This window comes from Streptomyces sp. KR55 (assembly GCF_052245645.1).
Lineage (GTDB): Bacteria > Actinomycetota > Actinomycetes > Streptomycetales > Streptomycetaceae > Streptomyces > Streptomyces flavusporus.
Genome location: NZ_JBQQCE010000305.1, coordinates 1 through 11,893, shown reverse-complemented (window position 1 = coordinate 11,893; position 11,893 = coordinate 1). Strand labels below are relative to the sequence as shown.

13 protein-coding genes and 1 pseudogene are annotated in these 11,893 nt (G+C 70.6%); 10 read left to right on the top strand and 4 right to left on the bottom strand.

The genetic code is table 11. From position 1 onward, the window contains the following. Positions 1-157: 157 nt before the first annotated feature. A complete protein-coding gene (locus ACTWQJ_RS34385; RefSeq protein ID WP_443310384.1) occupies positions 158-979 on the top strand; it encodes a serine hydrolase domain-containing protein in 822 nt (273 codons plus the stop codon). A gap of 139 nt (positions 980-1,118) precedes the next feature. Here ACTWQJ_RS34385 and ACTWQJ_RS34380 read toward each other — a convergent pair whose 3' ends face one another. Then, positions 1,119-1,808 (bottom strand): SMI1/KNR4 family protein, encoded by a 690-nt coding sequence (locus ACTWQJ_RS34380; RefSeq protein ID WP_443310383.1) that lies wholly within the window; start codon positions 1,806-1,808, stop codon positions 1,119-1,121. Between the two features lie 104 nt (positions 1,809-1,912). Continuing rightward, positions 1,913-2,569, bottom strand: coding sequence for a pirin family protein (locus ACTWQJ_RS34375; protein ID WP_443310386.1), 657 nt, complete (start codon positions 2,567-2,569; stop codon positions 1,913-1,915). A gap of 74 nt (positions 2,570-2,643) precedes the next feature. Here ACTWQJ_RS34375 and fasR point away from each other — a divergent pair, with 74 nt between their 5' ends. The 5 genes from fasR (at position 2,644) to ACTWQJ_RS34350 (ending at position 7,614) form a co-directional block, all read left to right on the top strand. After that, on the top strand, positions 2,644-3,849 hold the full coding sequence (gene fasR, locus ACTWQJ_RS34370) for a fatty acid biosynthesis transcriptional regulator FasR (protein ID WP_443310382.1): 1,206 nt from the start codon (positions 2,644-2,646) through the stop codon (positions 3,847-3,849). Between the two features lie 89 nt (positions 3,850-3,938). Further along, on the top strand, positions 3,939-4,877 hold the full coding sequence (locus ACTWQJ_RS34365) for an ACP S-malonyltransferase (RefSeq protein WP_443310385.1): 939 nt from the start codon (positions 3,939-3,941) through the stop codon (positions 4,875-4,877). A gap of 24 nt (positions 4,878-4,901) precedes the next feature. After that, the gene (locus ACTWQJ_RS34360; protein WP_443310381.1) at positions 4,902-5,903 is read left to right on the top strand and encodes a ketoacyl-ACP synthase III; all 1,002 of its coding nucleotides are present in this window, start codon (positions 4,902-4,904) and stop codon (positions 5,901-5,903) included. A gap of 105 nt (positions 5,904-6,008) precedes the next feature. Further along, the gene (locus ACTWQJ_RS34355; protein ID WP_129800876.1) at positions 6,009-6,257 is read left to right on the top strand and encodes an acyl carrier protein; all 249 of its coding nucleotides are present in this window, start codon (positions 6,009-6,011) and stop codon (positions 6,255-6,257) included. An 85-nt stretch (positions 6,258-6,342) separates the two neighbouring features. Continuing rightward, a complete protein-coding gene (locus ACTWQJ_RS34350; protein WP_443310380.1) occupies positions 6,343-7,614 on the top strand; it encodes a beta-ketoacyl-[acyl-carrier-protein] synthase family protein in 1,272 nt (423 codons plus the stop codon). 70 nt (positions 7,615-7,684) lie between these two features. On the opposite strand, the gene ACTWQJ_RS34345 is transcribed toward ACTWQJ_RS34350, so the two are convergent. Beyond that, positions 7,685-8,179 carry a DUF3145 domain-containing protein gene (locus tag ACTWQJ_RS34345; protein ID WP_361476472.1) on the bottom strand — a complete coding sequence of 165 codons (495 nt, stop codon included), beginning with the start codon at positions 8,177-8,179 and terminating at the stop codon, positions 7,685-7,687. A 299-nt stretch (positions 8,180-8,478) separates the two neighbouring features. Here ACTWQJ_RS34345 and ACTWQJ_RS34340 point away from each other — a divergent pair, with 299 nt between their 5' ends. After that, complete coding sequence (locus ACTWQJ_RS34340; RefSeq protein ID WP_443310379.1) at positions 8,479-9,372, top strand: SGNH/GDSL hydrolase family protein; 894 nt, start codon at positions 8,479-8,481, stop codon at positions 9,370-9,372. Between the two features lie 25 nt (positions 9,373-9,397). After that, positions 9,398-10,366: an aldose epimerase family protein gene (locus ACTWQJ_RS34335; RefSeq protein ID WP_443310378.1), complete on the top strand. Its 969-nt coding sequence runs from the start codon at positions 9,398-9,400 to the stop codon at positions 10,364-10,366. Positions 10,367-10,419: 53 nt separating this feature from the next. On the opposite strand, the pseudogene ACTWQJ_RS34330 reads toward ACTWQJ_RS34335, so the two are convergent. Then, positions 10,420-10,826, bottom strand: a pseudogene (locus ACTWQJ_RS34330) (fibronectin type III-like domain-contianing protein); the annotation flags it as partial. On the opposite strand from ACTWQJ_RS34330, the gene ACTWQJ_RS34325 reads away from it, so the two are divergent. Both ACTWQJ_RS34325 and ACTWQJ_RS34320 read left to right on the top strand, forming a co-directional pair. Further along, a complete protein-coding gene (locus ACTWQJ_RS34325; RefSeq protein WP_443310387.1) occupies positions 10,762-10,899 on the top strand; it encodes a hypothetical protein in 138 nt (45 codons plus the stop codon). The pseudogene ACTWQJ_RS34330 and the gene ACTWQJ_RS34325 overlap by 65 nt on opposite strands. Before the next feature lie 102 nt (positions 10,900-11,001). Continuing rightward, the coding region (locus ACTWQJ_RS34320; RefSeq protein WP_443310377.1) for a pyroglutamyl peptidase at positions 11,002-11,893 on the top strand (892 nt) is incomplete at its 3' end.

The window sequence follows — 11,893 nt, the reverse complement described above, 5'->3', positions numbered from 1 at the left end:
GCAGCCATGTCCATCAGCTCGAAGCGCTCGGTTACAAGGTCAGCCTCGAACCCGCCGCAGCCTGATCCCACACGATCCACACCCGACCTCGCTACCGCTCGGCCGGGTGCTGCCGCCTGCCCGCTGATGCATCGATTTTCGGATTAGGCTCGATGGCATGTCCTTGAAGAGCTTGGCGTTGATCGACAGCTGGCCGGTTTCTGCCGCTGCGGCGGGTGTCGTGCGGGCGGATGGTGCGGTGCTGGGGCGGCGCGGGGCGGTCGGGGAGCGGTTTGCGCTGGCCTCGGTCACCAAGCCGCTCGCGGCCTACGCTGTGCTCGTCGCGTACGAGGAGGGGGCGATCGAGCTCGACGAACCGGCCGGGCCGCCCGGCTCGACGGTCCGTCACCTGCTCGCGCACACCTCCGGACTGGCCTTCGACGAGCACCGGGTGACGGCCACGCCCGGGGAGCGGCGGCTGTACTCCAACGCCGGGTTCGAGCAGCTCGGGGACCATGTCGCCAAGGCGACGGACATTCCCTTCGCGGAGTATCTGCGGCAGGCGGTGCTGGAGCCGCTGGGGATGGCCTCGACGACCCTGAAGGGCTCGCCCGCCAAGGACGGGGTGTCGACCGTGGACGACCTGCTGCGGTTCGCCGCCGAGGTGCTGGCCCCGCGGCTGCTGGATCCGCGGACGGTCGCGGAGGCGATGTCCGTGCAGTATCCGGGGACCAAGGGGGTCCTGCCCGGGTACGGCCACCAGAACCCCAATGACTGGGGCCTCGGCTTCGAGATCCGCGACTCCAAGTCACCACACTGGACGGGGTCTTCGTCCTCACCGCGTACGTTCGGGCACTTCGGGCAGTCGGGTACGTTCCTGTGGATCGACCCCGATGCCCAGGTGGCGTGCGTCGCGCTGACGGACCGGGCGTTCGGGCCCTGGGCAATCGAGGTGTGGCCGCCGTTCACGGACGCGGTGCTGGCGGAGGTACGGGGCTGAGGGCACCCCGGTCGAGGCGCCGGATCACCGTGCGTCCGGCGCCTTGGCCAGGCACTCGAACCACACCGCCTTGCGGCTTCCGTCGTGGCCTCGCCTCACGCCGACCTCATCTGCACGATGACCAAGCCCTGAATCCGCATCACAGGTGGCCGCGATGGATCGTCCAGTCCTCCTCTTCCATGTCCTCCGGGTCCCCCCAGGCCAGTGCGCCCTCCTCCTCATCCAGATGCGGCCACACCTCGGGCATGTCCACACCGTTTGCGCCGCGCAGGCACCGGCCTGTCTCCAGGGCGGAGGCGATCTCTTCCAGCCACTGCGGGAGGGTGAAGTCCGACTCGGTGACGTAGTCCGGGCTTGGGATGCTCCATGCGCCAATCCGGCCGAACGTGGCCCGCTCGGGATCGGCGTCCATGAACAGCCCCGCCCAGGCGTCGCCTGCCGTCACGGTCAGCGGAAGGTGAGCGCGGTCCTGGCTGCCGACTTCGGGCGTTGTCCGAGCCTGCCACTTGGTGACCATCCGGTCGAGCTGGTACCAGGCGTAGCAAGGGGGCAGCCAAGCGGTCTTGCGCCACTCAGGATTGGTGACGAGGGAGCCGTCGGTCGCGTCCTGGAAGTCGTCCGTATGCGTGCCTACAGATCCGTCGTGCAACAGGTACCAGGCACGCAACGCCGGAGGCAGCCGCACCCCGAGCATGCTCTCAGCCGCGGTGATCTGCTTCTCGGTCGCCGCTGGCCGCAACATCGCCAGCGAGCCAGGCGCATGCGCGGCCATCCACTTCTCGATGCGGGCCCAAGCCACCCGAACCTGCGCAGCCGCTTCATCTCCCATGAGCTGATCGTTCATTCCGCCAACCTACGGAGTGGAGCAGGCGCGCCGTTACGCGCGCAAGCCGGTTGCCAGAGTGGGGCTTGTCACCACACCACCACGTCCGCTCAGCTTGCGGACATCTCCCACACCAGCAGCTCCGCCCCCGTCACTCCCACCGCCTCCACATCCTTCGCGTCTGTGATGCGGGCCGCGTCGCCGGGGCCCAACTCCTCGCCGTCCAGGCGCACTTCGCCGTGGACCACATGGACGTAGACGTGTCGGCCGTCGGGGATTGCCGTGCGTTCGCCCGGGGTCAGGCGGCGGACGTGGAGTATTGCGCCGGCCTCGGGGACCGCGTAGGGCGTGGCGTCGGCGATGCCGTGGACGATCTCGTAGGACGGGTCGCCGCCGGGGGTCAGCGGGGCCAGCCACATCTGGACGAAGGTCAGTGGGTGGTCGGCGTCGTTGCGTTCGACGTGGCGGACGCCGGACGCCGAGCTGAGCCGCTGGACGTCCCCGGCGCGGACGACCGTCTCGTGGCCCGCGGAGTCGCGGTGGGTCAGCTCGCCCTCGGCGACCCAGGTGACGATCTCGGTGTGGCTGTGCGGGTGCTCGTCGAAGCCGGCGCAGGGGGCGAGCCGCTCCTCGTTGCAGGCGATCAGCGCGCCGAAGCGGAGGTTGTCGGGGTCGTAGTGGGGGCCGAAGGAGAAGGCGTGCCGGGACACGATGCCGGTCTGCGGGTCGCCGCCGGGGTAGCGCTCTTCGGCGCGCCGTACGTCCATCACGGACACCACCGTAGACCTCACCTGAGACCCGGCGGAGCGCACTCGCGTCCCGATAAGGCAGTCTTGTCCCCGTGCCCGAACCCGAAGCCCGTCACCCCGACGCCCCTGTACCCGGCGTGCATGCGCACGCCGCGACCCTGAAGCGGCTGGAGAAGTCCTCCGGAAGTCTTGCCGCCCAGGCCATCGCGCGGATGGACGAGACGCTGCCGTGGTACCGGGCCATGCCCCCGGAGAACCGTTCCTGGATCGGGCTGGTCGCGCAGGCCGGTATCGCCGCGTTCACCGAGTGGTTCCGGCACCCGGACGCCCCACAGGCCATCTCCACCGACGTCTTCGGGACCGCGCCACGCGAGCTGACCAGGGCCATCACGCTGCGGCAGACCGTGGAGATGGTGCGCACCACGATCGAGGTGATGGAGAGCGCGATCGACGAGGTCGCCGCCCCCGGCGACGAGAACATCCTGCGTGAGGCACTGCTGGTGTACGCGCGTGAGATCGCGTTCGCGACCGCGCAGGTGTACGCCCAGGCCGCCGAGGCACGCGGTGCCTGGGACGCCCGGCTGGAGTCGCTGGTCGTGAACGCCGTGCTGAGCGGCGAGGCCGACGAGGGCGCCGTGTCGCGGGCGGCGGCGCTCGGCTGGAACGCACCCGAGCATGTGTGCGTGGTGCTGGGAACCGCGCCCGACGGTGACTCCGAGCTGACGGTGGAGGCGATCCGGCGGGCGGCACGGCACGCCAAGCTCCAGGTGCTGACGGGCGTGCTCGGGGACCGGCTGGTCGTGATCGCGGGCGGCAGTGACAATCCGCTCGCTGTCGCGAAGTCGCTCATCGGGCCGTTCGCCGCAGGTCCCGTCGTCGCGGGGCCGATCGTGCCCGACCTGCTGGCCGCGACCCGCTCCGCGCAGGCCGCCGCCGCGGGGCTCAAGGCGTGTTCCGCCTGGCAGGACGCGCCACGGCCGGTGCTGGCGGACGACCTGCTTCCGGAACGTGCGATCGCCGGTGACCCGAGCGCGCGAGAGCAGCTGGTGGAGGAGATCTACAGACCGCTGGAGGAAGCCGGCTCGGCGCTCCTGGAGACCCTCAGCGTCTATCTGGAGCAGGCGAGCAGCCTCGAAGGAGCGGCCCGGATGCTGTTCGTGCATCCCAACACCGTGCGCTACCGGCTTCGACGTGTGACTGACGTCACCGGTTGGTCGCCATCCGATGTACGTTCCGCGTTCACGTTGCGCATTGCACTGATCCTGGGGCGTCTGGCGGATGGGGATCTCCAGCCCTAGCCTTTTGTCGGGGGCCCACAAAACCCCTTCGTGTTCTTCGTCCTTGTCCCCACGGGCGGCCATGGCCGTCTCCAAGAGAGAGTGTGAGAGTGCTCGTACTCGTCGCTCCCGGCCAGGGCGCCCAGACGCCCGGCTTCCTGACTCCCTGGCTCGAACTGCCCGGTGCCGCCGACCGTGTCGCCGCCTGGTCGGACACCATCGGACTGGATCTCGCCCACTACGGCACGAAGGCCGACGCGGACGAGATCCGCGACACCGCCGTGGCGCAGCCGCTGCTCGTCGCCGCCGGAATCCTCTCGGCCGCGGCACTGGGTGACATTGTCCCGGGCGCCGTCGCCGGCCACAGCGTCGGTGAGATCACCGCCGCCGCGTTCGCGGGCGTCCTGCACGACACCGCCGCACTGGCTCTCGTCCGCAAGCGTGGCCTCGCCATGGCCGACGCGGCCGCGATCACCGAGACCGGGATGTCGGCGCTGCTCGGCGGCGACCCCGAGGTGTCCGTCGCGCACCTGGAGAAGCTGGGCCTGACCCCGGCGAACGTCAACGGCGCCGGGCAGATCGTGGCCGCGGGCACCCTGGAGCAGCTCGCCGCGCTGAACGAGGACAAGCCCGAGGGTGTCCGCAAGGTCGTCCCGCTGAAGGTGGCCGGCGCGTTCCACACCCACCACATGGCGCCCGCGGTCGACACGCTGGCCGAGGCAGCCAAGGCGCTCACGCCCGCCGACCCGAAGGTCACGTACGTCTCGAACAAGGACGGCCGGACGGTCGCCTCCGGCGCCGAGGTCGTCGAGCGGCTGGTCGGTCAGGTCGCCAACCCGGTCCGCTGGGACCGGTGCATGGAGACCTTCCAGGAGCTCGGCGTCACCGTCCTGCTCGAGGTGTGCCCCGGCGGCACGCTGACCGGTCTCGCCAAGCGGGCCCTGCCCGGCGTCAAGACACTGGCCCTGAAGACCCCCGACGACCTCGACGCGGCCCGCGAGCTCATCGCCGCTGCGTCTGATCCTGCTGCTGACGCAGCGGGCGCCTGAGCCCCTGAAGGAGCCCGACCGAACATGCCGAAGATCAAGCCCAGCAAGGGCGTCCCGTACGCGCGCATCCTCGGCGTGGGCGGGTACCGGCCCAACCGAGTCGTGCCGAACGAGGTGATCCTCGAGAAGATCGACTCGTCGGACGAGTGGATCCGTTCGCGCTCCGGCATCGAGACGAGGCACTGGGCGAACGCCGAGGAGACCGTCGCCGCGATGTCGGTCGAGGCGTCCGGCAAGGCGATCGCCGACGCCGGTATCTCCGCCGAGCAGATCGGCGCGGTGATCGTCTCGACCGTCACCCACTTCAAGCAGACCCCGGCCGTGGCCACCGAGATCGCCGACAAGCTCGGCACGGCCAGGGCCGCCGCGTTCGACATCTCGGCCGGCTGCGCGGGCTTCGGCTACGGCCTGACCCTCGCCAAGGGCATGATCGCCGAGGGCTCCGCGGAGTACGTCCTCGTCATCGGCGTGGAGCGGCTGAGCGACCTGACCGACCTGGAGGACCGGGCGACGGCCTTCCTGTTCGGCGACGGCGCGGGCGCGGTCGTCGTGGGCCCGTCCACCGAGCCCGGGATCGGCCCGACCGTCTGGGGCTCGGAGGGCGACAAGTCCGAGACCATCAAGCAGACCGTGCCCTGGACCGACTACCGCGAGGGCGAGGTCGAGCGGTTTCCTGCGATCACGCAGGAGGGCCAGGCGGTGTTCCGCTGGGCCGTGTTCGAGATGGCGAAGGTCGCCAAGGAGGCCCTGGACGCCGCCGGACTTTCGCCGGACGAACTGGATGTCTTCATTCCGCACCAGGCCAACGAGCGGATCATCGACTCGATGGTGAAGACACTCAAGCTGCCGGAGAGCGTCACGGTCGCCCGTGACGTGCGCACCACCGGCAACACCTCGGCCGCCTCGATTCCGCTTGCGATGGAGCGGCTCCTGGCGACCGGCGAGGCGAAGAGCGGCGACACCGCGCTCGTCATCGGATTCGGGGCGGGTCTCGTTTACGCCGCCACGGTCGTTACCCTCCCCTAGGCACTCCGTGCCGGATCGTGCTGATCCGGTGCGGGCACTGCAAGCACCTGCCGCTCACGCGGTGGGCGCCACACCCTCTGGAACATCTACGAAGGAGCGCCTGACATGGCCGCCACTCAGGAAGAGATCGTCGCCGGTCTCGCGGAGATCGTGAACGAGATCGCCGGCATCCCGGTTGAGGACGTCCAGCTGGACAAGTCCTTCACCGACGACCTGGACGTCGACTCGCTGTCCATGGTCGAGGTCGTCGTCGCCGCCGAAGAGCGCTTCGACGTCAAGATCCCGGACGACGACGTCAAGAACCTCAAGACCGTGGGCGACGCGACCAACTACATCCTCAAGCACCAGGCCTGAGACACCCCTTAGGCCGGGAGCTGCCGGCCCCGCCACCCGGCGGTGGCGCCGCTGAATCCTCGTATCCGTTGGAGAAAGAATTCCCGTGAGCTCGACCAATCGCACTGTGGTCGTCACCGGTATCGGCGCAACCACACCGCTGGGTGGCGACGCAGCCTCTACTTGGGAGGGCCTGGTCGCCGGACGTTCCGGCGTCAAGCCCCTGGATCAGGACTGGGCCGCCGACCAGGCGGTCCGTATCGCCGCGCCGGTCGCGGTGGAACCGACCGAGACCATCCCCCGGCCGCAGGCCCGCCGCCTGGACCGCTCGGCGCAATTCGCGCTGATCGCCGCTCAGGAAGCCTGGGCCGACGCCGGTTTCACCGCAAAGGCCGGTGAGGACACAGCCGTCGACCCGGACCGGCTCGGTGCGGTCATCGCGTCCGGCATCGGCGGTGTCACGACCCTGCTCGACCAGTACGACGTGCTCAAGGAGAAGGGCGTCCGCCGCGTCTCCCCGCACACCGTCCCCATGCTGATGCCGAACAGCCCGTCCGCGAACGTGGGTCTGGCCGTGGGCGCCCGGGCGGGCGTGCACACGCCGGTCTCCGCGTGCGCGTCGGGCGCCGAGGCCATCGGCTACGCCATCGAGATGATCCGCTCCGGCCGTGCCGACATCGTCGTCGCGGGTGGCACGGAGGCGGCGATCCATCCGCTGCCCATCGCCGCGTTCGGCAACATGATGGCGATGTCCAAGAACAACGAGAACCCGCAGGGCGCCTCGCGTCCGTACGACGTGGCCCGTGACGGCTTCGTCCTCGGTGAGGGCGCCGGCGTGGTCGTCCTGGAGTCCGCCGAGCACGCCGCGAAGCGCGGTGCGCGCGTCTACGCGGAGGCGGTCGGGCAGGGCATCTCCGCCGACAGTCACGACATCGTGCAGCCCGAGCCGGAGGGGCGCGGTATCGCGCACGCCCTGCAGAACCTGCTCGACCGGACCGACCTCGACCCGGCCGAGATCATGCACGTCAACGCGCACGCGACGTCGACGCCGGCCGGTGACATCGCCGAGCTGAAGGCGCTGCGGAAGGTGTTCGGTGACGACGCCGACCACATCGCGGTGTCCGCGACGAAGTCGATGACCGGGCATCTGCTGGGTGGTGCGGGCGGGGTCGAGACCGTTGCGACCGTGCTCGCCCTGTACCACCGGGTTGCTCCGCCGACCATCAACGTGGAGAACATCGACCCGGAGGCCGAGGCCAACGCCGACGTGGTCCGCGGCGAGGCGCGCAAACTGCCCGTCGAGGGCCGTATCGCCGCGCTGAACGACTCGTTCGGGTTCGGCGGGCACAACGTGGTACTGGCGTTCCGGACGGCCTGACGGCCTGTCCTACGAGCGTGAAGGGCCCCCACCAGCCGGTGGGGGCCCTTCGTACGTGTTGAGCGGGGAATCAGACCACCTGATGCAGCCAGCGGACCGGCGCTCCCTCGCCCGCGTACCTGAACGGCTCCAGCTCGTCGTCCCACGGCTTCCCGAGGAGCTTGGACAGCTCGGCCTCCAGATCCGTCTCCCCTCGCTGACTGCGGAGCAGCGCCGCGCGCAGGCGGTCCTCGGGGATCAGGATGTCGCCGTGGATGCCGGTGACGGCGTGGAAGATGCCGAGGTCGGGAGTGCAGCTGTAGCGCTCGCCCTCGGCGGTCGGGCAGGGCTCGGCGGTGACCTCGAAGCGGAGGAGATGCCAGCCCCGTAGCGCGGAGGCGAGTTTGGAGGCCGTGCCGGCCTCGCCCTGCCAGGAGAACTCCGAGCGCCAGGTCCCGGGCGCGGCGGGCTGCCGGATCCAGTCGAGGTTGACGCGTGTGCCGAGCACCCCGGCGACGGCCCACTCGACATGCGGGCACAGCGCGCGCGGCGCGGAGTGCACGTACAGAACTCCACGTGTCGTCACCGGGACCTCCGGGCAGAGCGGGCATGGTGCGTTCGGGCGGGGCGGTGGTGGCTGTCAGCCACGTTGATGGCGAGGCTACCGTGCGGCGGCGCAAGGAGTGTGACGTACCGTCGGTCCAGGTGCCGGGAAACTCCCGCCATTCACCCGGCAGGACGCTTGTACGGCCATGCGCCGTTGCACGCCGCGCGGCCGGGAACTCTTGCGCGTTGTTATGGAGGGAGCCCCCTTGGACGCCGTCGCGCGGTCTTGGGGACGACCGTCGTACACCGGCGCACGAGGACCGAGGGGATCAGCAGCGGATGCGGAAGACCGGAGAACGCTCGCGGGCCTGGCTCGCCGTGCTCACGGCGGCACTCCTCTGTGTCACCGGATGCGATGCGGTGGGCGGCGACTCGTCGGGCCCGGCGGGTACCGGTGCGCAGCGGGCGAAGCCGAGTCCGACGCCGGCCTGGGACCGCAGCCCCCGTTCGATCGCCGCGGTCGGCGACTCGATCACCCGCGGTTTCGATGCCTGCGAGGTGCTGTCGGACTGTCCGGAGGCCTCCTGGGCGACGGGCAGCAGCCCCGACGTCGGCAGTCTCGCCGTACGGCTGCTGGGGGGTGCGCGGGCCGCCACGCACAGCTGGAACTACGCCGTGACCGGGGCGCGGATGGCGGATCTGCCCGGGCAGATGGCGCGGGCGGTGACCCGTGAGCCGGAGTTGGTGACGGTGATGGCCGGGGCGAACGACGCCTGTCGGGCCTCGACGGCGGAGATGACGTCGGTGGCCGACTTCCGCGCCAACTTCGAAGACGCGTTGCACACCCTGCGCGAGGCCCTGCCCAAGGCGCAGGTGTATGTGGCGAGCGTGCCGAACCTGAAGCGGCTGTGGTCCGAGGGGCGTACCAATCCGCTGGGCAGGCAGGTGTGGAAGCTGGGCATCTGCCCGTCGATGCTGGGCGACGCGGACGCGCTGGACGCGGCGGCGAACCAGCGGCGCGAGACGGTGCAGCAGCGGGTGGAGGACTACAACGGCGTGCTGGAGGAGGTGTGCGCGCAGGACGAGCGGTGCCGCTTCGACGGCGGCGCGGTGTACGAGTACCGCTTCGGTACGGCGCAGTTGAGCCACTGGGACTGGTTCCATCCGAGCAAGAACGGGCAGGCGCGGCTGGCGGAGATCGCGTACCGGAAGGTCACCGGGAAGACGGCGTGACCAGGGTTGTCCTAGGGTTTCACTCATGAGCGAACACTTCGGCACACTTTCCGACGGCACCCCCATCGAACGCTGGACCCTGGAGCGGGCGGGCGTGCGGGTGCGGATCCTGTCGTACGGCGGAATCGTGCAGTCGGTGCAGGTGCCGGACCGGCAGGGACAGGCCGCGGACGTGGTGCTGGGCTTCGCGGACCTGGACGGGTACGTCGAACATCCGGGGCCCTACTTCGGCGCCCTGGTGGGCCGGTACGCCAACCGGATCGCGGGCGGCCGCTTCCCGCTGGACGGGCGGACGTACGAGCTCGCGCGGAACAACGGGCCGAACTCGCTGCACGGCGGCGAGCGCGGCTTCGACAAGCGTGTGTGGGAGGTGACGCCGGTCGAGCACGGCGTACGGCTCAGCCGGGTCAGCCCGCACGGCGAAGAGGGCTTCCCGGGCCGGCTGGAGGTGTCGGCGACGTACCGCCTCGACGCGACGGGCGCGCTGCGGATCTCCTACGAGGCGGCCACGGACGCGCCGACCGTGGTGAACCTGACGAACCACTCGTACTGGAACCTGAGCGGTACCGGCACCGCGGGCGGCCATGCGCTGCGGATCGCCGCAGGGCGGTACACGCCGGTCGACGCGGACCTGATCCCGACCGGCATCGCCTCCGTCGAGGGCACCCGCTTCGACTTCCGCACGGAACGCAAGACCGGCGCCGGTTACGACCACAACTTCGTGCTCGACAAGGGGCTGACCGGGACGCCGGAGGAGGTCGCCGAGCTGTACGACCCGGCGTCCGGGCGGGTCCTGACCGTGTCGACCACGGAGCCCGGCCTCCAGCTGTACACCGCCGATCACCTGGACGAGCCCTTCGCCCCCGGCGACGGCATCGCACTGGAGACGCAGGCCTTCCCGGACTCCCCGAACCGGCCGGAGTTCCCGAGCACGGTGCTGCGGCCGGGCGAGGTGTACCGGTCCGAGACGGTGTACGGCTTCTCGAACCGCTAGCCCCGGCCCGGGTGTCAGGTCCCGGACCGGGGCTGCTCGTGGGTTGCCCCGCCTCAGACGTTAATCGCCGCGGTGAGGCGGCGGTCCGTGATCGAGTGGCCGACCTGGATTTCGTACGAACCCTTCACAAACGACCATGACGCGCTCATCTCATCCCAGATCTCGAACGCGCGACGCGGCAGATCCACGGTGACCTCGACGCGCTCGCCGGGCGCGGCCTCCACCCCGGCGAAGCCGGCCAGCCGGCGCGCGGGGCGCTCGGGGTGGGGCTCGCCGGGGTGCGGCCGGCGCATTTCTCCCAGGCGCCATTGCCGATGAACACGCTTTCTGCGTACGCAAGTTCGCCGTCAGTCGGGACGACTTGGGTGACCGGGGCGTCCGTCGGGGAGCCCCATGTGGTCGGGAGGCGCCCGCCGGGCTCGTACGCGCCGGTCAGCACGTCCGCGAGTGCCGCGCCGCCCAAGCTGGACCCGGAGTCGGTGGACATACCGGGTGCGTTCCGGGACTTCCTCACGCTGCTGGGCGAGCGCTGACAGCTCAACTCCCCACGCACACCATGGCGTAGACCACTTCCGTCGCGCGATACTTCCGCCGTCCGGCACCGCACCCCACTGCGACGGAAGGCCCGAAACCCCTTGAATTCCATACGTGTTCGCATCGGCGTACTCGGCTTCGCCCTGCTGGCCGGCCTCGCGGCGCCCGCCCCGGCCTCCGCCGACCCAGGGTCGGCCACGGCGACGGTCGAGGAGCAGCGGCTGGACCGGGCCGTGCCGCAGGAAATCCTGAGGCGGTCCGGATTCGACAGCGTGGCACCTGAGTTGGCCGAGGCGCTGAGCCGGGCACGCTCGTACGCGCAGGCCCGCGGGATCGTCGTACGCGAGGGAGCGGAGCTGTGGCGGCGGGCCGTCGACCGGGCGCAGGGCCGAGGTCCGGCCGACGGGGACCTGAGCCGGGACGACGACCGGCCGCTGTACTGGGCGCGGCTGGGGATGACGCGTGAAGTGCGGGGCTGGCAGCCGCAGTTCGGGATGAGTGAGCACCAACGTGCGGCGCTGCTCGACGCGTTGGAGCGGACCTCGCGCGGTCAGACCGACATCCTCCCCCACTCTCGGCTTCGCTCGAGCGGGGGGACCCCCATCCCGCACGGCAAGGGTGTGCGGCGCATCGTGGTCACCGGGTTCGACCCGTTCACGCTGGACCGGGACGTGCGGATCTCCAATCCGTCCGGGGCGACCGCGCTCGCGCTCGACGGAACGGTGATCGACACGGCGGACGGTCCGGCCCGGGTGGAGACCGCCGTGTTCCCGGTGCGCTGGCAGGACTTCGCGGAGGGGACGGTGGAGCGGACGCTGCGGCCGTATCTGCCGAAGGCCGACCTCTTCGCGACCGTGAGCCAGGGGCGCGTCGGGCGGTTCGACATCGAGCGCACCAACGGAGCCTGGCGGGGCGGATTCCCGGACAACGAGAACATCGGCCGGACGGAGACCGTCCCCGTCACCGATCCGGCCACACAGCCGCAGTGGACGT

What these genes read in the sequence shown, in the direction of transcription:
- ACTWQJ_RS34380 (WP_443310383.1), bottom strand. Translation starts at nt 1,808, where the DNA reads ATGGGAGATGAAGCGGCTGCGCAGGTTCGGGTGGCTTGGGCCCGCATC.
- ACTWQJ_RS34385 (WP_443310384.1), top strand. Translation starts at nt 158, where the DNA reads ATGTCCTTGAAGAGCTTGGCGTTGATCGACAGCTGGCCGGTTTCTGCC.
- ACTWQJ_RS34360 (WP_443310381.1), top strand. Translation starts at nt 4,902, where the DNA reads ATGCCGAAGATCAAGCCCAGCAAGGGCGTCCCGTACGCGCGCATCCTC.
- ACTWQJ_RS34355 (WP_129800876.1), top strand. Translation starts at nt 6,009, where the DNA reads ATGGCCGCCACTCAGGAAGAGATCGTCGCCGGTCTCGCGGAGATCGTG.
- ACTWQJ_RS34335 (WP_443310378.1), top strand. Translation starts at nt 9,398, where the DNA reads ATGAGCGAACACTTCGGCACACTTTCCGACGGCACCCCCATCGAACGC.
- ACTWQJ_RS34340 (WP_443310379.1), top strand. Translation starts at nt 8,479, where the DNA reads ATGCGGAAGACCGGAGAACGCTCGCGGGCCTGGCTCGCCGTGCTCACG.
- ACTWQJ_RS34375 (WP_443310386.1), bottom strand. Translation starts at nt 2,569, where the DNA reads ATGGACGTACGGCGCGCCGAAGAGCGCTACCCCGGCGGCGACCCGCAG.